Origin of the sequence: Pseudomonas sp. BIGb0558, from assembly GCF_024807515.1 — a bacterium.
In the GTDB taxonomy this organism is placed as follows: Bacteria; Pseudomonadota; Gammaproteobacteria; order Pseudomonadales; family Pseudomonadaceae; genus Aquipseudomonas; species Aquipseudomonas yamanorum_A.
In genome coordinates this window covers 1-22,616 of sequence record NZ_JANUEW010000065.1, presented here as the reverse complement: position 1 = coordinate 22,616, position 22,616 = coordinate 1, and the positions used below count along the sequence as shown (strand labels likewise).

Here is a 22,616-nt window from a genome sequence, read left to right as displayed (position 1 = left end):
GTGCCTTCGGCGCTGGCAATGGCAGCGCATCCGGCACATAAATCGGTGCCGGCCGGTCTGGGCTGAAGAGGTTAAATAGCTGAGAGAACAAGTTGCCCATGGTGCGATTCACTCCTGGGTTGCAAAGGGATCAGCCAGAGAAATCCGTAAGCCTCAGGGCGTTGGATTTATGCTTGGTCAATTGAGGTGGCTGTGGCATATCAAAGACTTGTTGGGCAGGGCCCAGGAAGTCGAAGTGCGCCGCCTTTATGTAGTGATCCCCCACAGTCCCTGACTCGATGCTGCTCTGATCAAGGGTGATGTAGCTGCCACCGGCATTGAGGGTGATTTTCTTTTTCGCGACGATGCGGATTTCATCTTCGGTGCTGATGATCGACAAGCCGTGGCGGGCCATCAGTTCCAGTGCATCGTTTTGTGCCTGGATCTTTACCGGGCCCTGATTGGCAATCAGCTTGATCCCCAACTTGCGCACAAACAGACTTACCCCCTGCCCCACGCCGATGAACAAGCGTTTCACCACGCTGATATCCGCCTCGGCCCCGGCGTTGATCATCAGGCTATTTTGCGCGGCCAATTGCAGGTGTTTACCGCTGGTGGCGCAGATGCCGTCGGGAGCGCTGAGCAGTAATACTGATGACTGGAGTTGCTCAAGGCCTTGCTTGAGCAGATTGATTTGCGCCTGCACATCCGCAGGGTCGGCGTTGGCGGCCTGAGCATCCACCGACAACTCTTTCAACTGATCGCCCGCCTGCTGCAGCCGACCTAACGCCGCGCTCATTTCAAGCATTTGTCCCTGAGCTTTAGGCTGTACGTCAGCACTGATGAAGATGCCGCTGCCAGCACGAATAGCGGCATGCCCATCGGTGCGCAACTCGGCGCCCTGACCTCGTGGTTTGCGCTCGGCATCCACCAAATGCCCAAGGTTCAGCTGACTTTTCCCACCGTATTCCGTACTGAGCTTTACGTGCTCCTGCCCCCGCGTGTCGTCCATGCGCAGTTTGTTGTTGGCCGGTGTGCGCAGCACGTTGCGTTTGTAGTTGCGCAAGGTCACATGGTCCTCGCGCCGGCTATCGTGCAAGGCATGGGCGATGTAGGGACGGTCCGGGTCGCCCTGCTCAAACGCGATAGCCACTTCGGTGCCCGCTATCAGCGGCAAGTGCAGGCCATGGGTGTCGCCAGCGTACGGGCGGGCCAGGCGCAGCCACATACTTTCCTGGCCGGGCTTCCAGGTGTCGCGGTCGAACAGGAAGTTGACCCGGTAGCGCCCTTCCAGGTCGATTTCGGCGTACGGGTCGTTGGCCTGCCGGCTGGTGACACGGGCCGGGACGGTGCCGGCGATTTGCGGTTTTTTCTTGAGATCCGGGCGGAAGCACACGGTCTCCGAGTAGGGAATGGCCTTAAAGCTGACGTCGAAACTGCGGTCGCGGGCCGCGCGGGTGGTCAGTTGCGTAATCACCGCGCCGGGCGCAAAAGCCTGTGGCGCGCCGCCGGAGATTTTCAGTACCTGGCCGGGCGCCAGGGTGGCGCTGCTGCTGTCGCCGCTGAGTTGGGTCTGGCCATTGAGGTAACGCTCGTGGCGCAAACGGGCGTAGAAGTAGCCGCTTTCGCTTTGCAGGTCTTCGTCAAAAGCGTAGCGATCGCCCATGACGGTGTAGGGTTCGGCGTAGTGATAGGCCTCGCCGTAGGTGGTGGTGGCGCCACGGGTTTGGTCGATTTCCCCGTTCAGGTGGGCGTGGGCCACGCGGTGGTGGTAGCTGCGAATATTGACGTGCTTCTCCACCACCTGGTGGCTGGATTGCAGGTTCCACACGCCGTCTTGCCCGGTGCTGCTGAGCCCGGATTGTGGGCGGTAGGCAAGCTCGACATTGAATTGGTAATGGCGTTGGTCGTCGTGGAATTCCACCACCTCGATGTTCAGGCGTTCATCGCGGGTGAAGCGGTACCAGATGCCCACATCGGCCAGCAGGCGGGTGATGAAGGCCAGATCGCTCTCGCCGTACTGCATGACCTGGTCGCGCTTGGGGTAGTCGCGCACCAGGTTGAAGAAGAAGTCCTGGCCTTCAAAGTCGTGGCGGTTGCGCAGGATGCTTTCGACGATCTGCGGGACGGATTGGTGCTGGTAGATGCGGAACTGCTGGCCTCGCCCCAGCAGGGCAAAGTGGGGTTCCAGGGTGATTTCGTAGCGGGCTTCATCAACGGAGCCGGACAGGCGTTTGAAGCCGGTGACTACGCCATGCAGCGTGCGCAACTGCCTGGCAGGCGGCTGGATGAAACCGCGCATCGGCGATTGCTGCGGTGCGCTGTACAAGCTGAACGTGGCGTCCTGGCCGAGCATTTTCTCGACAGCGATGTCGCGGGCGGTGCTGGTGAACTCGACACGGTAGTTGAACAGTTCGCTCAGGCCTTCGGTGCCCTCGAAGGCCAGGACGTCGAGCACTGCGTCAACATCGCGAACGGTGAGTTTGTGGCGGCTGTGGTCGAAAAAGCAGCGCAGTTCATTAAGCATGTTCAGGCCTCCATCGCATCGGGCGCTACCGCGTCTTGGGCGTCAATGAAATGCAGGATGACGCCCTCCTCGTCGCTGTAGCCCAAGGTCACGCTGCGGGTTTTCTGTCGGGCGGCCTGGCGTTGCAGCAACTGCTGGCTGAGCACCGGCAGGATCTGCTGGTTGAGCAGGCTGTCGATGTTGCGTGCGCCGGTGTCGGGCAACAGGCAAGCGGCTACCAACGCGTCGTTGAGGGCGGCATCGATCTGGCATTCCAGCCCGTAGTGACGCTGTAAACGCTTGGCCACCTTGGCGAGTTTGATCGCGACGATGCGCTGTAAGGCGTCGGCTGGCAGCGGGCGGTAGATCAGGGTCTGGAAACGGGCCAGCAAGGCCGGCTGAAAGTGTTCCCGCAGGATCGGGCGGAGTAATTCGTGCAGGGTGCTGTCGGGCGCAGCGGGGAACTCTTGCAGGCAGGCTTGCAGTTCATCGCTGCCGAGGTTGGAGGTCATGAGAATGACGGTGTTGCGAAAGTCGATTTCCCGTCCTTCGCCATCGCGCATGCAGCCCCGGTCGAAGACTTGGTAGAACAGGTTGAGGACGTCGCGGTGCGCCTTCTCTACTTCGTCGAGCAGCACCACGCTGTAGGGCCTTTGGCGCACGGCTTCGGTGAGCACACCGCCCTGGCCGTAACCGACGTAGCCCGGCGGCGAGCCCTTGAGCTGGCTGACGGTGTGGGCTTCCTGGTATTCCGAGAGGTTGAGGGTGATCAGCGACTTTTCCCCGCCAAATAGCTTGTCGGCCAGCGTCAGGGCGGTTTCGGTTTTGCCGACGCCGCTGGTGCCCACCAGCAAAAATACGCCCAGCGGCGCTTTCTCGTCTGTCAGGCCGGTCTTGGCTGCACGTAGGCGCTGGGCCAAAGCGCCGAGTGCTGCTTCCTGGCCGATGACGTGTTCACCCAGTTGGTATTCCAGTTCCAGCAGGTTGGCTTGTTCGTCCTTGAGCAGACTGCCCAAGGGCACACCGGTCCAGTCGGCGATCACTTCAGCTACGCTGCGGGCATCGACGTCGAGGGACAGCAAGGGCTGATTGCCCTGAATCTCGTCCAGCCGTTTCTGCAGTGCTGCACAGGTCTCCCGTTGCAGCGGCTGCGCCTGGCGCGCTTCAATCAACTCTTGGGTCAGGTCGAGTTCGTGTTGATACTGATCTTCCAAATCGATGCATTGGTGATGCAACTCGGTATGTTGTGCGGCGATGGTCGTCAAGCGCTCATCGGCACCGTCGTCGCCAAACTGCTGATCCTGCTCCAACGCCTGCGCCTCCAACTCCAAGGCTCCTTGCCGAGCACGCAGACGGACCAACGTCTGGGGCATGCAATCCAGGCTCATGCGCACTCGGGCGCTGGCGGTGTCGAGGAGGTCGACCGCTTTATCCGGCAGTTGGCGGCCGGTCAGGTAGCGTCGCGAGAGCGTGACCGCCGCCTGCACCGCTGCATCCTGGATATGCACGCCGTGGTGCTTGGCGTAACGCTCCTTGAGGCCGCGCAACATCAGGCAAGCATTCGCATCATCCGGTTCTTCAACCTTGACCATCTGAAAGCGCCGCTCCAACGCCGCATCGCGTTCGAAATACTGTTTGTATTCGCTCCAGGTGGTGGCGGCGATGGTGCGTAATTCTCCGCGGGCCAACGCGGGCTTTAGCAGATTGGCCGCGTCGGCCCCGCCGGCTTGGTTCCCGGCGCCGATCAGCGTGTGGGCTTCATCGATAAACAGCAGCACCGGGTTGGGCGATTGCTGTACGGCCTCGATGACGTTTTTCAGGCGCTGTTCAAACTCGCCTTTTACCCCGGCGCCGGCTTGCAACAGGCCCAAATCGAGGATGCGTACACTGACCCGCTTGAGGCTGTCGGGCACGTTGCCCTCGACGATGCGCAATGCCAGGCCTTCAACCAGAGCGGTTTTACCCACCCCAGGCTCCCCCACCAGAATCGGGTTGTTCTTGCGTCGACGACTGAGAATGTCGACGACCTGGCGAATCTCATCGTCCCGACCGAATACCGGGTCGATCTGCCCCGCCCAGGCTTTGGCCGTGATGTCGTGGGTGAATTTATCCAGGATGACCTGCATGGCATCCAACCCGTCGGTGCCCGATGAGACGGGCACTTCGATGCAATCCAGCGCGGCTTCTTGCTGTACCCGCGGGCGCTCCTCTGAATGTTGATCAAGCAACTCGAACAAACGCTGTAACTGGGTATCGCTGATGCTGAGCAGCGGCCAAGCAGCGTCACAGGCAAGCAGGCTGGGCGTCTCCAGCAGAGCGCCAAGCAGATGAGCCGAGCGCAGGGTGTGGTTGTTGCCATCAAGGGATGCCTGCAACCAGGCGTTCTTGATCAGGTGCTGCAGCTTGCCGCACAACTGCGGCTTGCCTTGCACACTGCGCGGCAAGGTGTCGAGGTGGTCGAGCAAGCCGCGCCAGAGTGCGTCCATATCCCATTCGTAGCGACGGGCAATCAGGGTCAAGTCGCCTTCGCCCTGCTCCAGCAATTTGAGCAACCAGTGCTCGATGCTGATCAGTCCATGGGCACGGCTCTGGCACAAGGTGGCTGCCGCACTCAGTGCCTGGGCGCAGTAGGGGTTCAGACGGCGAAGCAAACGAGTGGAATTGTGGACCATCAGGTACATCCCTGTTCGGAGTTATGGGTGTTTAGTCAAAGGGACTCGATGTATTTGGCTGAACGCCCGCGAACGGGCGCTCAACCCTGCACACCGCCCACCGGCAGGCGCACGTGCGCCTGCCGGTCCTGTGCATCAGGCGCTTTGGCGTTCGTTCCAGGAGTCGGAGTGGATGATGTTGCCGTCCTTGTAGGTCCAGGTGACCTTCTCGTAGCGCAGCTCGATCTGCTCCAGATGGTTGTGTTTTTCTTTGCTCGGGTCTTTGACGTCGTGCATTTTCGGCGCGACTTTCACGACCTTGACGTTTTCCAGCCTGGTGATGAAGTACTCGACTTCCTGGCCGGCATCATCAATGCGGAACCATTTGAACTCGGCACTCTTAAGCGTTTGGCCGGTAGTCACCGCCTTGTACAGGTAAGGACTGGAGGCATCGATTTCCTTGGAGAACAGGAACGGGGTGTGAACCCGGGTGCCGGTCAGCTTGCCGGTATTGTTGTCGGTGGGGATGTACAGGCTGTGGTCCTGCGCGATGACCTCGATGCTGCCTTCGCGTTTTTGTACGTCAACGGACCCTTTGATTTCAGCGCCGCCGTCGTCTTGCAGCCATAGGTAAACGGGAATTGCCATGTGAAGCTCCTTTTCTCAGGGGTGTATGTCGCTGGATGCGACAGAGGTTTTCCTGCCAGGCACCGCAGTGGGTGGCGCGCAGGCCCCCGTCTCCGGCACCAGGCGGATATCGACACGGCGATTGGCAGTACGCCCATCTTCGGTGTCATTACTGGCGATTGGCTGGTTGGCGCCAAAGCCTTGAACGGCGAAGCAGCTGTCAGGGATGTCGCCCATGCGTTGCATCCAGTCGCGCACGGATGCGGCACGGGCGCGGGACAATTCAAGGTTATGCGCGGCGTTGCCGGTGACATCGGTATGGCCCGCGATGACAATCAGCCAACCCGGTTGAGCCTTGATGCCCACCAGTGCATTAATCAGGACTTTGGTTGAGCCCGCCTTGAGTTCGGCGCTCCCGGTTCCAAACAACGACAGGCTGTCGAGCCGTACCGGGTTGGAGATCTCGGCGGGCGCCGGGGCCCCGGGCGGTTGACGGTGATCGGCAATGGTCGCCAGCAGCGGCAGCCGCAACCGATCGCCGCGGTATAGCCCCAGGCCCAGCCCCAAGGGTGCGCCGTGGCGGTAGTAGTCATCCAGCCGCATGGCGTCCTGGCGCAGCACCGCCACGGCGTTTTCGCCCAAGACGAAGTGGGGTTGGTCACGATGGTCGGCCGAGGGAATGGTGGTGTAGCGCCGCAAGTCATCACTGACCTGACGCAACAGCAGGTTGTTCTGCCAGGCCGAACTGGCCAGCGCCACAACGCCGGCCGACACAAACAGCCACAGCGCCGTAATACCTGCCCGGACAACTGCGGGGTTGCGGGTATGGATCGGTAGCAAATTCAGCAGAGGGTCGGGAAACGGCAAGGCCGGGCTGGAGCCTGCGGGAGATTGTCCGGCGCCACTCAACCCGGTCCTGTCATGCAGCCATTGTTGCCACAGGTTGCCTTCGACGCTCTGCGCAAGACCCGGTACCAGAGTGATCGCGCAGGCCACGGGCCGCGTCTCCAAGTGCGGGAGTAGCACTTCTCCCAGCCACGTCGACGCGCTGCTTATCTGCACCCCACTGCACAGGCGTTCGGCGTAAGTCGCGCCGTTGGTGGCCTGCCCCTGCCAGTCGAACAAGCTGACGCTGGCGCCGGCCTCACTCACGTAAGGGCTGGTTTGCCCGGACTCCCAACTGAACCAGGCCCCTTCGCCTTTGGCTGCCTGCAGATAGCTCACCAGCATCAGCGGCAGCGCCACACCGCGCTTGCGCACCAGGGCGACCTGATGACGGAAAGCACGCACCCGACCACCCAATGCGGCTGAATCCGTGTGCTCTGCGGGGTTGGCGATAAACATCACGCACAATTGTCCCGCCCAATCCGGACGCCGGGCCTGGATGCTGGCAGTGACCGACACGAGTTGGTCAAGAGCCGGTACGCACACATAACAGCCTTGCGCGGTGGTGCGCAGCACCAGTTGCTCGGCAGGCAGCTCGCCAAAGAGCCCCGCCAGCCCATCGCCACAGACCAGCACCACAGGCTTGCGATAACCTGCCGGTGGCAGGGCCATATCGCCAGCCAGCAACAGTTGTCGGCCGCGCCATGCAAAACGACGCCCCGTTCGGACCCACCCCCAGACGAGCATTAGTACAATGGCCAAAGCGGCCACTGCACGCACCCCGGCGGTGAGCGGAATAACCAGCAACAGGGTCAAGGCCAGCGCACCGGCCCACAGCCAGAGGCCTCGTGTCAGCTTGAGTGTCATCACGCTTTCACCCCTGACCTGGTAAAAGCGTGACGATCAGGCCGCCCAGCCAGTGGTCCAGCCCCCACCAGGTGCCGGCCAATAACAGGCCCGCCATCAGCACGTGCGCCAGTGGCGAACCTACCCAGCGCAGACGGTGTATCCCGCGGCCAACGCGGTGCGTCGTCAGCGTGTGATTGAGTTGCAGAGGAACGACCTGCGCATTCAGGGCGGTTAACAGTTGCTCGCGCTCAGGATCGTTTACATCGCGGTAGCGCCCCTGAAAACCGAGCATCAGAACTCGCTGGAATGCCGTCAGCACCAGCACATCAGACGCGGGCTGACGCAGCGCTTCGCCGATATCTTCATACAGGAACTCACCGGCCTGATGACGATTGAAGAACTTTGCCTGCAAGGGCTCGCGGGCCCAATTGGCATGGGCCTCTTCCTTGGCACAACCCAGTGCGGTCTCATCCAGCAACGCACACTGGGCGTAACTGATCAGCTCGAGGCTGCGCGCACCGACGCCGGCGTCCTTGAGGCCCTGTCGAACCTGTTCGACCTGCTTCGCGCAGCGCTCCGGCAACTGCGGACTGTTTTGCAGCGAAGCCCCTTGGTGCAACTCGACGACCAGCAGATAAATGTCTTGCAACAGGGCGTCAAGATCCTGCGCAGTGAAGGTATGTTTGTTCAAGGCGGTCAGGTTCATGTGCGCAGTACCGCAAACAGTTCAAGCTTGATGTCCAGTAACGTGCTGGGGACGTAAATGGCACACGTCCCTTCGGCCAGCATCGCCTGCCCCTTGGCGCTGCCAAGATCAAGGGCGAAGTACTGGTTTTCCAGGCGTAGCGGAATCGCCGCCGGCACATGACTCAGCGGCTGCAACGGAACACCATCAAGCGCAGCATTGACCAAGTGATTGACATCGTCTGATGTGCTCACTTTGCACAGGCGCGGGAACTGGCTTTGCAGTTGAGCCGCCGGCATACGGCAACGTACCGACAGATAGAAGTCGGCACCGTCCCGCTCACGCAGGCGTGCATCGTTGAGCGTGACCTGCCAGCGGTTGGCCCCAACCTCCTCCAGCACCAGGGCAATGACTCGTGACGGCAGGCTGGCCTCCAGCAAGGTGGAGACAGTGCGCATCAAGGGTGGGAAGACGGTTTCCAACTGTTCATGCCGATAGGCAGGAATCTTGTCGATGTCGTGTTCCAGGGAAAATGTCAGCAGGCTGCCGGCGAGCTTGACCAGCTCGAGGTACACTTGCTCGGGGTGCCGCGCAGGGTGTGACTTGATGTCCGCCAGGACTGGTTGATAGGTGTTTAATGCATTGAGCAACCAGAACAACGACACATCGGCCACGGCAAAATCTGCCATGCGCTGGTTGCTCTCGCGGCGCATGCCCATCAGCCGTTGACGTTTGGCTGCCAACTGGGTCAACAGGTTATCCAGTTGGGTCAGCAACCCTGCATGGGCCGCGAAGCTAAGCAACGGCGGTACATAATCAGGGTCAATATTCCAGGCGCCTTGCCCATCACGCACCAGGCGTGCGACCGGGCATGTCAGGTAGTCAGCATTCTCATCGTCAGCCAGGCGCAAGGTCAGCGCGTGCTCCAGCACACCGATGGACTGCACCTCGTCTGCGTAGATGTCCTGCACTCGTCGCCAATCCTGACGATAGCGCGTTGGCCGATCGGCCCTTTCCCCTTCGAACACACAGTTGTTGCCGTTGGCTTGTTCCAACGGCAACGCCAGAAGCAGCGTAGCGTCCCGAGCAGCCTCGGGGAGCAACCGGTCTAACTCCAGGGCGGGTGGCAGCCGATCCACGTGATCGGTATCGACCAACGTACCATCGGGCATGCGCACTCGAACCTGGGTAGCTTTGAGCTGACCCAGGCGCAAGGCTTGCCCATCGAACGCAACCCCCAGGACGCCCCAAGGGTGTACCAACGACAAATGGGCCAGGTTCTCGTTAGTCCAGGCCTCCCAACGTGCTTGCTGCTGGAATTGTTGCGGAGACAGCAACGCCCCCGCAGCCCACAGGGGGCGGTCGATTTTCATCTCATTATTTCCCTACGGAGTGGCTTAGGCTTTTGCCTTGGGCATCTGCGAAACCAGCGACAAATTGACGTCCATGCCTTCGACCTGGAAGTGGGGCACCGCGTAAAGCTTGACGCGGAAGAAGCCGGGGTTGTCTTCGATGTCTTCTACCGTCACCTTGGCGTCACGCAGCGGGTGCGAGGCTTGAAGGTCGTCACCCGGGTCGGTCATTTCGGTCACCAACCCGCCGACCCACTTGTTCAACTCCAGCTCCAGCAAACGGCGGTCCTTGGTCGTGCCGATGTTTTCCCGCTGGATCAGCTTCAGGTAATGGGCGATGCGCGACAGCAGGAAAATGTACGGCAGGCGCGCATTGATCCGGCTGTTGGCAGTGGCGTCGGGGGTGTCATACAGCGCCGGTTTTTGGGCCGAATTGGCCGAGAAGAAACACGCATAGTCGCGGTTCTTGTAGTACGAAAGAGGGATAAACCCGAGGTTGGCGAATTCAAATTCGCGGGTTTCCGGAATCATCACTTCCGAAGGGATTTTCACCTGATTGCCAGTGCCCAGGTCATACAGGTGAATCGGCAGCTCAGTCACCGCGCCGCCCGATTGCGGACCGCGAATCTGCACACACCACCCGTTGGTGATAAAGCTTTTCACCATGTTTGCCGCGAATGCGAATGAAGCGTTGGTCCACAGGTACTTCTCGTGATCCGGGCCCTTCACGCTTTCAATGTAGTTGAAGCTTCGGACCGGAACGGTGTCCGGGCCATAAGGCAGGCGACCCAGCACACGAGGCATCAGCAAGCCGATGTAACGGGAATCATCGCTCTCGCGGAACGCCTTCCATTTAATGTATTCGGCACGATCAAAGTAGTTGCCGATGTCCTTGATGGCGGCCACTTCCTCCATGGACTTTTTGCCAAAGAACGCCGGCCCGACAGAGCCGATGAATGGCATGTGGGCAGCTGCGGACACTTTGGAAATATTGCGCAAAAGAGCAATATCCTGCGGGCTGCGGCTGAATTCATAGTTGGAAATGGCCGCCGCAATCGGCTCGCCTCCCGGGGTGTCATATTCTTGGGTGTAGGTGTGCAGATACAGACCGCTCTGGGCGATCTCAGGCGCATCTTCGAAATCTTGTACCAGGTGATCCTTGCTGATATCCAGTAGTTCGATACGCACATTCTGGCGAAAATCGGTCTGATCTATCAGCGACTTTACACCACGCCAAGTTGACTCTACGCGCTGGAACTCGGGATGGTGCATGACGGTGTCAAGTTGCCGGCTGATCTGTGCATCCAGGGATGCGATATGTTCATCCAGCAAAACCTTGTCCAAGCGTTCTACTTTATGCGACGACTGTTTCAGCAGTTCCAAAAACACACTGACGGCCGCGGTGACCCGTTCATCAGCGGACACCTCTGACAATGCTTCGGAGTTTTGAAAAACATCAATACCGCTCAACTCCGCAACCGGGCTCAGGTTGATTTTAGCGAATAACGCGCCATAGACACCTTGCCCACTTGTTTGATAGGCGTTAGTCAGTTGAGAGGCTTGGGGTGATTGCTCCAGGGACATAATAGGTAACTTCCTTATTAATTAATGATGGTCTTGAGGAGCCAGGGCTGCCAATTCAGCGCGCAGCTCATCACTCAGTGCATCGTCCTTGAGGATGCGTTCCAGCTCCTGACGAAAGGTCGCGTTATCCAGCAGGTTGGACTTGAGGTCACGCAGCAGATTGCGCATCGCCAACAGGGCTCGCAGCTGCGGAATCTGGCGGGCGACCTGCTCTGGCTCGAAGTCCTTCATACGCTGGAAGTTCAGCTCGACCGACATGTCAGACGCATCGTCGGACAAGGTGTCATTCACAGCGAACTTCAGACTAGGAGAGAACTCACCCAGTACGCTGTCAAAGTTGTTTTTATTGATGTCGACCTTGCCACGCTCAGACAGTGGGCGTTGCTCTTCGCCGTTGCTGTAGTCCCCCATAACCATCAGTTTGAGCGGCAGCTCGACTTTCTTTTGAGCACCGCCGGTATGCAAATCAAGTTTGATATTGACTCGCGCCTTGGGCACCTCATTCTGGAAACTATTTGTAGCCATAACCTCTCCCTCCAGGCAATTTTTTTAACAGCAAACGCTGATGCAAAATCAAGACTGGAACCTATATCTTCAGCTGGCTCGACAAACAGCTCACCAACCGCAGCAAATAAATTCCTTTTTAAGAGGTCATGAAGCGCTCACATGATTTGCGTTCAGTTCCTTCAGTACTAGAATGAATTATTTCAAATGTTGTTTACCAGCCCCCATATAACGCCAAGGAACTTTCGACGCCGTACTTGGGAACTCTCCTACATCAAGCCCACGCAAAAAGGTGTTGCTCAGAGCTAATCGCCGAGCAATTGATTGACATAGCGGGCTTGAATCCATTGGCACGACCGCAAAACCCTGCGGTCAATCAGAAATACCTGCCAAGGAATTTGCGCCATGCCCGATCCTGCGTTGCTAGCCGAGCTGCCCCGCGACCTGCATTACGTCGATGACACCCAGCCGGGCCTGTCCCGGAAAAAGCTGCGGGGCAAGTTCCAGTACTTCAAGGCCGACGGCACACGCATCACGGATGCCGACGAAATCAAACGCATCAACGCCCTCGCGGTGCCGCCGGCCTATACCGATGTGTGGATCTGCGCCGACCCGCGCGGCCATCTGCAAGCTACCGGGCGGGATGCCCGAGGGCGCAAGCAATACCGTTATCACCCGCGCTGGCGCGAGGTGCGTGACACCGACAAATATTCCCGGCTGCAGCAGTTCGGCAGCGCGCTGCCCAAGCTGCGCAAGCAGTTAGAGGCACAGATTGCTGCGCCTGGGTTCAATCGGGAAAAGGTCCTGGCCACGGTGGTGCTGCTGCTGGACGCCACCCTGATCCGCGTCGGCAACACCCAGTACGCCCGGGACAACCGTTCCTACGGCCTGACCACCCTGCGCACCCGACATGTAGACATCAAGGGCAGCGAGATCCTGTTCCAGTTTCGCGGCAAGAGCGGCATTGAGCACCAGATCACCGTGAAGGACCGACGCCTGGCCTCGGTGGTCAAGCGCTGCCTGGAGCTGCCGGGGCAGAATCTGTTCCAGTATCTGGACGAGGACGGCGAGCGCCATACAGTCAGCTCCACCGACGTGAATGCCTATCTGCATACCCTCACCGGGGCGGACTTCACCGCCAAGGACTACCGCACCTGGGCCGGCAGCGCCCTGGCGTTGGCGGTGTTGCGCGAGCTGCAATGGCAGCCCGAATCCGATGCCAAGAAGCATGTGGTAGAGATGGTCAAGAACGTCGCCAAGCAGTTAGGCAATACCCCGGCGGTGTGCCGCAAGTGCTATATCCACCCGGCCGTACTGGAGCATTTCAGCCTCGGCGAGCTGGCAAAACTGCCCAAGCCACGGGTGCGCAAAGGCTTGAAAGCCGAGGAAGTCGGGCTGGCGGTGTTTCTGGAGCAACTGGCCGAACGCTTGTAGTAAAAATCCAAAGTACGTTACCCTGCCCGTCCTTTCTGACTCCCGGGATGACCGCTGACGTGAACCACTAAGCCTTCCAACATGTAAACGCAACGAGCCGCCTGGCGCGCTTGTTGGCTTGTGCCACATTGTTTTGGAGGTGCTGATGACTGACGTCAAACGGCTGCCTGTACTCGCTTCCCTGCAACACGTGTATTTCCAGTTCGCCAATGGTGAAACCCTGCTGGAAGACCTGAACCTGTCTTTCGATTCCACGCCCACCGGGATTGTGGGGCGTAACGGCGCGGGCAAAAGCGTGCTCGCGCAATTGATCGCCGGCAGGCTGGCGCCCTCTTCCGGTACGCTTGAGACCTGCACCAGGCTGGCCTATGTCCCACAGGCCTTGAGCCTTTTTCCCGAACAAACGGTCGCGCAAATCACCGGCACCGCCGACGTGCTGGAAGCCCTGGGCCGACTGGCCCGTGGTGAAGCCCACATCGACGACCTGGAGCGGATCGATGAACGCTGGGACCTGGCCGAGCGCCTGCGCAAGGCGCTGGACGCGGCGGGCTTGTCCGAGGTCGGTTTCGAGGACCATGCTGATCAGTTGAGTGGCGGCCAATTGGCCCGCCTGGCAGTGATCGGCGCGCTGCTGGCCAACCCTCAGTTGCTGATTCTTGATGAGCCCACCAATCACCTGGACAGCCAGGGCCGCGAATGGCTGCTGGGCATCCTGGACGATTGGCGTGGCGGGTTGATCGTGGTCAGCCATGACCGGCAACTGCTCAACCGCATGCAGCGAATCGTCGAGTTGTCGCCCTTGGGCCTTAAAGTTTACGGCGGTAACTACGAAGCCTTTCACGCTCAACGTGAGATAGAGCAGCACGCGGCCCTGGCCACGCTGGACCACGCACGACTTACGCGCAGCCGCGAACACAAGCGCCTGAAGCAAAGCAACGATGACATCCAGCGCCATGCCGCCCGCTCACGCAAGCACGCCGAAACGGCGAACGTGGACCGTTTCACCAAAGCACGCTGGAAAGGCGCCGCCACCGAAATCGTCAGCACCGTGCGCAGCGCTCACCAGCAACACAAGGACGAACTGAATGAGCGCGTGCGCCACGCCTACGAACAGGTGGTGGATGAAGCCCCGACGCTGCTGGCATTACCCGGCACCACAGTGCCCTGCGGGCGGCAGGTGCTGACGTTGGAGCACACACAATTGCCCTGGCTGGATCCGCAGTTGCCGGCCACCTTTCTCAGCGCCAACCTTATTGGGCCCATGCGGCTGGCGGTCCACGGGCCAAACGGCTGCGGCAAATCCACCTTGCTCAAGCTGCTGGCGGGCCAACTGCAGCCGGTCAGCGGTAAATGCACGGTGCATGTGCCGACGGCCTATATCGATCAACACTTGGCGCTGCTGGACGACCAACGCTCGATCGTCGAACAGCTCAACCTGCTCGATACGCCGCTGGCCGAGGGCGAGCTGCGTACGCGCCTGGCCTTGCTACAGCTGGACGCCGTGCGGGTCACACAACCGGTGGCACGCCTCAGCGGCGGCGAACGCCTGAAGGCCGCCATGGCGATTGCCTTGTGGCGCAAAACCCCGGCGCAACTGTTGCTGCTGGACGAGCCAACCAACCATTTGGACATGCAATCGGTGATCGCCTTCGAGCAGGCATTGCAGGGGTTTACCGGGGCGATGATCGCGGTGTCCCACGATGCGGCGTTTCTCGCCGCGCTCAAACCCACTCATACCCTGACGTGGCGGGCCGAGGGCTGGCGCCTGGAACCGGTGTGAAGGCCTGCGCCAGGTCATTGCACCCGAACGCAAAGCGCCCTACCGTAGTGGCCGGATAATCTCACCGAGGAACCCGGCCCCATGCTGCCTTCATCCCTGAAGCCCTACACCAACGCCGCCTTGCTGCATCGCCACAAATGGCGCGGGCGTGTCGGGCTGATGCTGGTGGCCAGCCTTTCCGTACTGGCGGGGATGACCGATGCCATCGGCTTCATGGCCAGCGGGGATTTTGTCTCGTTCATGAGCGGCAACACCACACGCCTCGCCGTGGCGATCAGCGAAGGTGACCTGGGCCTGACCGGTCGCTTGACCTTGCTGGTGGCGACGTTTATCGCCGGCAACGCGCTGGGGGTGATGGTCAGCCGCCTCAGCCGGCGCCATGCCTTGCCGTTGCTGCTGTGCATCGCCACCTTGCTGTGCGGGGCCGCGGCCTGGCCGTTCGAGGATCAATTGCCGGCGTTGCTCGCAGCGATCATCGCCATGGGCATGCTGAACGCCGCCGTCGAAGAAGTGAATGGATTGCCGGTGGGACTGACTTATGTCACCGGGGCGCTATCTCGGTTTGGGCGCGGGCTGGGCCGCTGGATGCTCGGTGAACGGCGCAACGGCTGGCGCGTGCAACTGATCCCCTGGGCCGGGATGTTTGCCGGGGCGGTGATCGGCGCATTGCTGGAACATCACATGGGGATTCGTGCGCTGCTGGTCAGCGGGCTGCTGTCGGCACTGTTGGGGCTGGTGTCGCTGAAAATTCCCCGGCGCTGGCACCTGGGATATATGCCGCGCTAAAAAAGCTGCCCTCCCGACGCGCCGGCCTCGACGTCCCTGTACCGGTAAAGAGCCGCCACGCCGGGTGAGCACGCAAATACTAAGGCAATGCCCGCGAGGCTGTCCGCAGGGCATTTCTGAATTTTTCTAACGCAATGGACTACAGGCAAGTCGCCAGTGCGGCGAGCCGGCGCTTGGCCGGATAGTCATCCTGGGCCGCGTAATAGTTGACGGTGGCGCCGGCGCCCGCAGTGCGCACGTCGACAAAGTAATCACCCGCCGTGGTGTAGATGGTGAAGCCGCCGGCCTGTGCAGGCTCCATGAAGCCACCGGCATCCACGCCGAACACCGCTTCGTCCTGCCAACCGAACTGGATGCACTGGGCAACCACCAGTGGGGCCTTGTCCGAGGCCAGGGTTTTGTAGGGCGTACCGGTACGCGCCTCTTTCATCTTCGAGCCCGCGCAACCGGCCAGCGATGCCAGTACCAAAGCGCCAATTACCACCATCCGCATACCGAAGCTTCCTTGGAAAAAACGCGACTGTACCATTAGCAGGCGACACCGAATGATTATTGCGTCACCCTGCCGCCTACTTACAAACCCGCTTTTACCCGGAAACCCCATGACACCCAACGCCGAGCGCTACAACCCCTCCACCGACTACGCCGACAAGCTGATCAGCCGCATTGGCCAAACGCCTTCGTGGATCGCCAAACGCATCGGCGTGACCGACAAGCGCATCCGCTACATCCTCGACGGAATGCGCACCGTCAAGGGCGAAAGCACCCCGATCCAGATGACCTACACCGAGCAGTTTGCCCTGGAATGCCTGGCCGCCGAGGCCAAGGCCAACAAGAAAGCCGCCGCCCCGGTTATCGAATAGCTGACAGATTCATGAACTTTGTTTCACTGTGAAGGGAGACCTTGGCGCCTATAGTCGGCAGGCTCATTTTTAAGAAGTCTCCCTTCTAGCTCGCCCTCCCGCGGGCTTTTTTTTGCCTGTTTTTCAGAGCAGCCAGCGGAACAGATAGAACAGCGCCATGCTCAGCAGCACCGTGATCAGCACGCTGCGGGTCCAGAACATCAACGCCACGGCGCTGATTCCGGCCAGCAGGTAGGGGTTGCCCAGGCTCAGGTTGAGTTGGTGATCGGCCAGGAAAATGATCGGGCCGCAGATGGCGGTGAGCATCCCCGGCACGGCAAACCCGAGAAACTCACGCGCCCCGCGATTGAGGCGCACCGGCAGGCGCGGCTCGATAAACAGGTAGCGGTTGAAAAACACGATCAGGCCCATGCCAAAAATCATCACGAAGATCATTGCTGCCCTACTCCCAGCCGCTTGCAGGCAAACCCCGCGCTCATCCCCAATACACCCGACACCACCACCGCCGACTCCCAATGCAGGTAGCTCAGCCAGACCGAGCACAACAACGACACGGCCACACAGACGACAGTCGGCACGTCACGCACCACGGGGGTGATCAGGGCGATAAAGGTCGCGGCAATCGAGAACTCCAGGCCCAATTGATCCAGCCCGGGAATGCTTTTGCCGAGCACGATGCCGGCGAACGTAAATACGTTCCAGATGATGTAGAACGTCAGGCCGACGCCCAGGGCGTACCAGCGGTTGAAGGTCTGACGGTCGTATTGGCTGACCAGGGCGAAGAATTCGTCGGTCAGCAAAAAGCCCAGGCTCATGCGCCACCGGGCCTTAAGCGGCGACAGCGTGGGACGCATGTGCATGCCATAGAGCAAATGCTGGGAGGTCAGCAGCAAGGTGGTCAGCAGGATGGAAATCAGGCTGGCGCCGCTCTTGACCATGCCGATGGCCACCAGTTGCGCAGCGCCGGCAAACACGATGGTCGACAGCCCTTGGGCTTCCAGCGGGGTGAATTGGGCATCGATTGCAGTGGAACCGGCCAGCAATCCCCAGGGCGCACAGGCCAGGGACAATGGAATGATCGCAATCGCGCCACGGGAAAAGGCGTTTAGAGGCAGAGCATTGGGCATACACAACAGGCTCATCGACAGTCAGTCGACAAGCATGCCAGTGGTATCAGGGATTGTCTTGAACGATCGTGCTCAAGCCAGCTTGACCGACACCCGCTCCACCGCATCCCGGGCTTCGCGCAGTTCGTGGGCGTCCTGGTTGAGACGGTGGATGGTATTGAGCAGGCGCTGGCGCAAAACTTCATCGCTGAGTTTTTCGACGGCACGCATCAGGTCAAAGGCCGCGGTTTCATTATTGTCCGCGACGGCATCGAGGGTCTTGCGCAGGTTGCGAGTGGCACGGGTCACACGTTTTCTTCCTTCATCACCAATGGGCAGGCACTTTAGGACATTTGTGTTTCAGTTTAATTTCAACCACTTGTCGTCGATTGTTGGCCCGTTGACCCAGATCAATCGAAACAAGGTTTGACCGATACATATGGAAATACGTATATTCGTATTTCCATATGTATCAGGCCACGAGCATGCCAGACCTTTTCTCCCCGCCCAACGTCTTCAAGTGCCTGGCCGATGCCACTCGCGCGCGGCTGACGTTATTGATCCTGCGCGAAGGCGAACTTTGCGTGTGCGAGTTGATCCATGCTCTGGACGACAGCCAGCCGAAAATCTCCCGCCACCTGGCGCAACTGCGCAGTTGCGGGTTGCTGCTGGACCGTCGCCAGGGCCAGTGGATTTACTACCGCCTCAATCCGGCCTTGCCTGAGTGGGTGACGGCGGTGCTCGACACCACCCTGCAAGCCAACCAAGCCTGGTTAAAAACAGACGCCCAGCGTCTGCAGACCATGGGTGACCGACCACAACGGGCCAGCGCCTGCTGCTGATCCTGCGGAGAGCTTTTCATGCTTGTAGCCGTTGCTATCTTTCTGTTCACCATCATCCTGGTCATCTGGCAGCCCAAGGGCCTGGGCGTTGGCTGGAGCGCCACGATGGGCGCGATCCTGGCCCTGGCGCTTGGCGTTATCAGCCTGGCGGATATTCCGGTGGTGTGGCACATCATCTGGAACGCCACCGGGACGTTCGTCGCACTGATCATCATCAGCCTGCTGCTGGATGAGGCGGGCTTCTTCGCCTGGGCCGCCTTGCATGTGGCGCGTTGGGGCCGTGGGCGCGGACGGCGATTGTTCGCGTACATGGTGCTGCTGGGAGCGCTGGTGTCGGCGTTGTTCGCCAATGACGGCGCGGCATTGATCCTCACCCCCATCGTGATGTCGATGCTGCTGGCGCTGCGCTTTTCACCGGCGGCCACCCTGGCGTTTGTCATGGGCGCAGGGTTTATTGCCGACACCGCGAGCCTGCCGCTGGTGGTGTCCAACCTGGTGAACATCGTCTCGGCCGACTATTTCAAGATCGGCTTCAACGAATACGCCGCCGTGATGGTGCCGGTAAACCTGGTGAGCGTCGCCGCAACCCTCTTGGTGTTGATGTGGTTTTTCCGCCGCGACATTCCGCAAACCTACGACCCGGCAGACCTCGACGATCCCGCCAGTGCGATCCACGACCGTGCGACGTTCCTCGCCGGCTGGTGGGTGCTGGGCATTCTGCTGGTGGGCTGCTTCGCCCTGGAACCGTTGGGCATTCCCATCAGCGCGATTTCCGCCGCCTGCGCCACCTTGCTGCTGGTGATCGCCGCCAAGGGCCACAAGATTTCCACCCGCAAGGTATTGAAGGAAGCGCCCTGGCAGATCGTGATTTTCTCCCTGGGCATGTACCTGGTGGTCTACGGCCTGCGCAACGCCGGGCTGACCAACTACCTCGCCACCTGGCTCGATGCCTTTGCCGGCTACGGCGTATGGGGCGCGGCATTGGGCACTGGCGTGCTCACCGCGCTGCTGTCTTCGGCGATGAACAACCTGCCAACGGTACTGATCGGCGCACTGTCCATCGAGGCCAGCCATGCCGTGGGCGTGGTCAAGGACGCGATGATCTACGCCAACGTGATCGGCAGCGACCTCGGCCCCAAAATCACCCCTATCGGCAGCCTGGCCACCTTGCTCTGGCTGCATATCCTGGCGCGCAAAGGCATCACCATCACCTGGGGTTACTACTTCAAGGTCGGCATTGTGCTGACCCTGCCGGTGCTGTTGATCACCCTCGCCGCCCTCGCCCTGCGCTTGAGTTTCTGACGGAGTCCGCTTAATGAAAGTCCTGTTCATGTGCACCGCCAACAGCTGCCGCAGCATCCTCTCGGAAGCTTTGTTCAATCACCTGGCGCCAGAAGGTTTCCAGGCCATCAGTTCCGGCAGCTTTCCCAAGGGCCAGGTGTTGCCCCGCAGCCTGACGACCCTGGAGGCCGCCGGCATCAGCACCGAAGGTTTGTACAGCAAGGGCAACGACGCCTTTGAAGGCAGCCCGCCGGACATCGTGATCACCGTGTGCGACAAGGCTGCCGGGGAAGCGTGCCCGGTGTATTTCGGCCCGGCGCTCAAGGCGCACTGGGGGCTGGAAGATCCGTCGGATGCTCAAGGCGATGACGCCCAGGTTCATGCAGCCTTCCAGGCCACCCTGGCAATCATCGAACGCCGCTGCCGAGCGTTTTTCGAAGTCCCGTTCGCCAGCCTGAGTCCCATCGAGATCAAGGCCGAGCTTGATCGCATCGCCGCGCTGTAACCGGAGCACCTGATGAGCACCCTGCCCAACCTGAACCACACCCTGTCTGCCCCGCAGAAACTGGAGCAACCGCCGCGCATCCTGCTGCTCTACGGCTCCACCCGCCCGCGCTCGTTCAGCCGCCTGCTGGTGGAAGAAGCTGCGCGCCTGTTGCGCCACTTCGGCGCCGAGACACGCATCTTCAACCCGTCGGGCCTGCCGCTGCCGGATGATGCGCCCAACGATCACCCCAAGGTCCAGGAACTGCTGGAACTGATGCAGTGGTCCGAGGGCCAGGTGTGGTGCTCGCCGGAGCGGCATGGCTCGATGTCGGCGGTGTTCAAGGCACAACTGGATTGGGTGCCATTGGCCCTCGGCGCGGTGCGTCCGACCCAGGGTAAAACCCTGGCAGTGATGCAGGTGTCCGGCGGCTCGCAGTCGTTCAATACCGTCAACCAGTTGCGGGTGCTGGGACGCTGGATGCGCATGTTCACCATCCCCAATCAATCGTCGGTGCCCAAGGCCTTTATGGAGTTCGACGATCAGGACCGCATGAAGCCCTCGGCCCTGTATGACCGGGTGGTGGATGTGATGGAAGAGCTGGTGAAATTCACCCTGCTGCTGCGGGACCGCCCGGACCTGGTGGACCGCTATTCGGAGCGCAAGGAGAGCAGCGAAGAACTGTCGAAACGGGTCAATCAACGGTCGATCTGAAGCGTGTTTGCGGCGTATGCTCGCGGCTAACCATCACTGCGAGCCACCTCCATGAGTTCCATGCAGCACGCCTGGCTGGGCAACTACGAAGTCAGCAGCACGTCCTGCACCGGCCTGACGTTTGCCCGCCACAGCCACGATGAATGTGTGATCGGCGTCAACCTGCTCGGCGAGGAACAGGTGTGGCTGGACCGCCGCACCTTCGAGGCCGGCCCCGGCAGCATTACTTTGTACAACCCGGGCCAGATTCAGGGCGGCGGCGCGGCCGAGGGGCAGCCGTGGCGGTTTGTCAGCCTGTATGCGGCCGCTGACCAATTGGCGGCCGACCTGGGCCTGGTGCACCTGGAGTTCGACCGCTCGCTGTGCTTCCAGCCGGAATTGGCGATGAAGCTGGCCGGCGCGATCGAAGGCTCATTGAGTGCCGATCCGATCGCCCGGGAGCTCAGTGAAGAAGCCCTGGTGGTGCTGCTCGGTGAAGTGGTCAGTTGCAGCGGCGTACGCCTGCCCGGCAGCACCACAGTGGGTCGTGGGCTGGTGATCAAGGCCCAGGAACTGCTGGCTGAAAACCTGCATCAGGCGGTAGCACTCGAGACGCTCGGTGACGAGTTGGGCCTGTCGAAATTCCATCTGCTGCGGGCCTTTCAAAAAGAAACCGGGTTGAGTCCGCGCCAGTGGGCGATGCAACTGCGTACCCGGCGTGCCAAGGGCCTGCTGCGTTCAGGGATTGCAGCGTCGCAGGTTGCCCACGCCCTTGGGTTCGCCGACCAGAGCCATCTCAATCGGCATTTCCGGGCGGCTTACGGCATCACTCCGGGGCGCTATCAAAGCGTGCTCAAAGGCTGAAAAGCGCAATCTGGTTCAAGACGACCCACCCACCCTCGCGCAAAATGCACGCCATCAATTGAAGGAAGGCAGGCATGTTGACGATCTTTTTTTCGGCGCTGGTATTTGGTTTTGTGTTTTGCCTGTCACCGGGGGCGGTCTTGGCGGAGACCCTGCGCCGTGGGCTGTTGCATGGGTTTACGCCGGCGCTGCTGGTGCAGATTGGATCGCTGGTGGGGGATGCCGTGTGGGCGGTGATTGGGCTGACGGGTATGGCGTTGTTGATCCAGCATGAGTCGGTGCGGGTGCCGCTGACGGCGGTTTGTGGGTTGTATCTGGCCTGGCTCGGGGTTCGCAGCTTGATGGATGCCTGGCGCTTGCCAGAGGCCGAGAGTACGCCGGCCAGGTCCGGGCAGAATGCGCTGGTGGTGGGGGCGGCTATTTCGTTGGCTAATCCGAAGAACATTGTTTATTGGGGGGCGCTGGGCAGTGCGTTGTCGGGGATAGTCGGGGCGACGCCGAGCCATGGGCAGACGTTGATGTTTTTTGCGGGGTTTATGGTGGCGTCTGTGCTTTCGTGCTTTTTGATTGCGGCACTGGTGAACCTGCTGCGCCAGAACGCGTCGCCCATATGGCAGCGTGTCAGTTATGGGGCGTGTGGTGGGGTGTTGTTGTATCTGGCGGTCCTGGCGTTGTGGGCGATTTGAGGGAGTGATTGGGCGGTGTACATATCCGTTTCTTCGGTAACGGCCGCTTATGGTTTCGCTCTTACAGCGAGTCACTTTGCAAAAGCGTGTACGGACCGGACACATGGTTGACGGGTGTACGGGGACATGGTGGACACTTTTCGGCGAGCCAATTTCGCCGGAAATCCATCATGCC

At 60.5% G+C, this 22,616-nt stretch carries 22 protein-coding genes; 10 read left to right on the top strand and 12 right to left on the bottom strand.

Annotated elements, in window-relative coordinates:
* Positions 1 to 130: 130 nt before the first annotated feature.
* The 8 genes from M2400_RS32465 to tssB all read right to left on the bottom strand — a co-directional run bounded on the left by M2400_RS32465 (position 131) and on the right by tssB (position 11,643).
* The gene (locus tag M2400_RS32465; protein ID WP_259227795.1) at positions 131 to 2,506 is read right to left on the bottom strand and encodes a type VI secretion system Vgr family protein; all 2,376 of its coding nucleotides are present in this window, start codon (positions 2,504 to 2,506) and stop codon (positions 131 to 133) included.
* A 2-nt stretch (positions 2,507 to 2,508) separates the two neighbouring features.
* The gene (tssH, locus tag M2400_RS32460) at positions 2,509 to 5,157 is read right to left on the bottom strand and encodes a type VI secretion system ATPase TssH (RefSeq protein ID WP_259201266.1); all 2,649 of its coding nucleotides are present in this window, start codon (positions 5,155 to 5,157) and stop codon (positions 2,509 to 2,511) included.
* A gap of 135 nt (positions 5,158 to 5,292) precedes the next feature.
* Positions 5,293 to 5,784, bottom strand: a complete 492-nt coding sequence (locus M2400_RS32455; RefSeq protein ID WP_177079816.1) for an Hcp family type VI secretion system effector — start codon at positions 5,782 to 5,784, stop codon at positions 5,293 to 5,295.
* A 15-nt stretch (positions 5,785 to 5,799) separates the two neighbouring features.
* Positions 5,800 to 7,515: an OmpA family protein gene (locus M2400_RS32450; protein ID WP_259201271.1), complete on the bottom strand. Its 1,716-nt coding sequence runs from the start codon at positions 7,513 to 7,515 to the stop codon at positions 5,800 to 5,802.
* A 7-nt stretch (positions 7,516 to 7,522) separates the two neighbouring features.
* Positions 7,523 to 8,203 (bottom strand): type VI secretion system protein TssL, short form, encoded by a 681-nt coding sequence (tssL, locus tag M2400_RS32445; protein WP_259201264.1) that lies wholly within the window; start codon positions 8,201 to 8,203, stop codon positions 7,523 to 7,525.
* Positions 8,200 to 9,555, bottom strand: coding sequence for a type VI secretion system baseplate subunit TssK (gene tssK / locus M2400_RS32440; RefSeq protein ID WP_259201263.1), 1,356 nt, complete (start codon positions 9,553 to 9,555; stop codon positions 8,200 to 8,202). Before tssK ends, tssL begins: the two co-directional genes overlap by 4 nt.
* A 24-nt stretch (positions 9,556 to 9,579) precedes the next feature.
* On the bottom strand, positions 9,580 to 11,118 hold the full coding sequence (gene tssC / locus M2400_RS32435) for a type VI secretion system contractile sheath large subunit (protein ID WP_177048978.1): 1,539 nt from the start codon (positions 11,116 to 11,118) through the stop codon (positions 9,580 to 9,582).
* A gap of 21 nt (positions 11,119 to 11,139) precedes the next feature.
* Positions 11,140 to 11,643: a type VI secretion system contractile sheath small subunit gene (gene tssB, locus M2400_RS32430; RefSeq protein WP_177121861.1), complete on the bottom strand. Its 504-nt coding sequence runs from the start codon at positions 11,641 to 11,643 to the stop codon at positions 11,140 to 11,142.
* Between the two features lie 384 nt (positions 11,644 to 12,027).
* On the opposite strand from tssB, the gene M2400_RS32425 reads away from it, so the two are divergent.
* The 3 genes from M2400_RS32425 to M2400_RS32415 all read left to right on the top strand — a co-directional run bounded on the left by M2400_RS32425 (position 12,028) and on the right by M2400_RS32415 (position 15,622).
* Positions 12,028 to 13,056 carry a DNA topoisomerase IB gene (locus tag M2400_RS32425; RefSeq protein ID WP_177048976.1) on the top strand — a complete coding sequence of 343 codons (1,029 nt, stop codon included), beginning with the start codon at positions 12,028 to 12,030 and terminating at the stop codon, positions 13,054 to 13,056.
* 145 nt (positions 13,057 to 13,201) lie between these two features.
* Positions 13,202 to 14,836 (top strand): ABC-F family ATP-binding cassette domain-containing protein, encoded by a 1,635-nt coding sequence (locus tag M2400_RS32420; RefSeq protein ID WP_259201262.1) that lies wholly within the window; start codon positions 13,202 to 13,204, stop codon positions 14,834 to 14,836.
* Positions 14,837 to 14,917: 81 nt separating this feature from the next.
* Positions 14,918 to 15,622, top strand: coding sequence for a YoaK family protein (locus M2400_RS32415; RefSeq protein WP_177048974.1), 705 nt, complete (start codon positions 14,918 to 14,920; stop codon positions 15,620 to 15,622).
* Positions 15,623 to 15,761: 139 nt separating this feature from the next.
* Here M2400_RS32415 and M2400_RS32410 read toward each other — a convergent pair whose 3' ends face one another.
* Entirely contained in the window at positions 15,762 to 16,115 is a 354-nt protein-coding gene (locus M2400_RS32410; protein WP_177048973.1) for a hypothetical protein, read from the bottom strand.
* Between the two features lie 109 nt (positions 16,116 to 16,224).
* On the opposite strand from M2400_RS32410, the gene M2400_RS32405 reads away from it, so the two are divergent.
* Positions 16,225 to 16,485 (top strand): hypothetical protein, encoded by a 261-nt coding sequence (locus M2400_RS32405; protein WP_010171431.1) that lies wholly within the window; start codon positions 16,225 to 16,227, stop codon positions 16,483 to 16,485.
* A gap of 123 nt (positions 16,486 to 16,608) precedes the next feature.
* Here M2400_RS32405 and M2400_RS32400 read toward each other — a convergent pair whose 3' ends face one another.
* From M2400_RS32400 to M2400_RS32390, 3 genes are all read right to left on the bottom strand, one after another.
* Positions 16,609 to 16,920: an AzlD domain-containing protein gene (locus tag M2400_RS32400; RefSeq protein WP_177048971.1), complete on the bottom strand. Its 312-nt coding sequence runs from the start codon at positions 16,918 to 16,920 to the stop codon at positions 16,609 to 16,611.
* Complete coding sequence (locus M2400_RS32395; protein WP_177079810.1) at positions 16,917 to 17,612, bottom strand: AzlC family ABC transporter permease; 696 nt, start codon at positions 17,610 to 17,612, stop codon at positions 16,917 to 16,919. The genes M2400_RS32400 and M2400_RS32395 overlap by 4 nt, the downstream gene beginning before the upstream one ends.
* A 72-nt stretch (positions 17,613 to 17,684) precedes the next feature.
* Positions 17,685 to 17,900: a hypothetical protein gene (locus tag M2400_RS32390; RefSeq protein ID WP_177048969.1), complete on the bottom strand. Its 216-nt coding sequence runs from the start codon at positions 17,898 to 17,900 to the stop codon at positions 17,685 to 17,687.
* Positions 17,901 to 18,076: 176 nt separating this feature from the next.
* Between M2400_RS32390 and M2400_RS32385 the strand changes: the two genes are divergently transcribed.
* From M2400_RS32385 to M2400_RS32360, 6 genes are all read left to right on the top strand, one after another.
* Positions 18,077 to 18,433, top strand: a complete 357-nt coding sequence (locus M2400_RS32385) for a metalloregulator ArsR/SmtB family transcription factor (protein ID WP_177048968.1) — start codon at positions 18,077 to 18,079, stop codon at positions 18,431 to 18,433.
* Between the two features lie 18 nt (positions 18,434 to 18,451).
* Entirely contained in the window at positions 18,452 to 19,735 is a 1,284-nt protein-coding gene (locus M2400_RS32380) for an arsenic transporter (RefSeq protein ID WP_177048967.1), read from the top strand.
* Positions 19,736 to 19,748: 13 nt separating this feature from the next.
* Entirely contained in the window at positions 19,749 to 20,219 is a 471-nt protein-coding gene (locus M2400_RS32375) for an arsenate reductase ArsC (RefSeq protein ID WP_177048966.1), read from the top strand.
* Between the two features lie 9 nt (positions 20,220 to 20,228).
* Positions 20,229 to 20,912, top strand: a complete 684-nt coding sequence (gene arsH, locus M2400_RS32370) for an arsenical resistance protein ArsH (RefSeq protein ID WP_371132105.1) — start codon at positions 20,229 to 20,231, stop codon at positions 20,910 to 20,912.
* A gap of 51 nt (positions 20,913 to 20,963) precedes the next feature.
* A complete protein-coding gene (locus tag M2400_RS32365; RefSeq protein ID WP_177048965.1) occupies positions 20,964 to 21,755 on the top strand; it encodes an AraC family transcriptional regulator in 792 nt (263 codons plus the stop codon).
* A 74-nt stretch (positions 21,756 to 21,829) separates the two neighbouring features.
* Entirely contained in the window at positions 21,830 to 22,441 is a 612-nt protein-coding gene (locus tag M2400_RS32360) for a LysE family translocator (protein WP_259201260.1), read from the top strand.
* Positions 22,442 to 22,616: the final 175 nt, after the last annotated feature.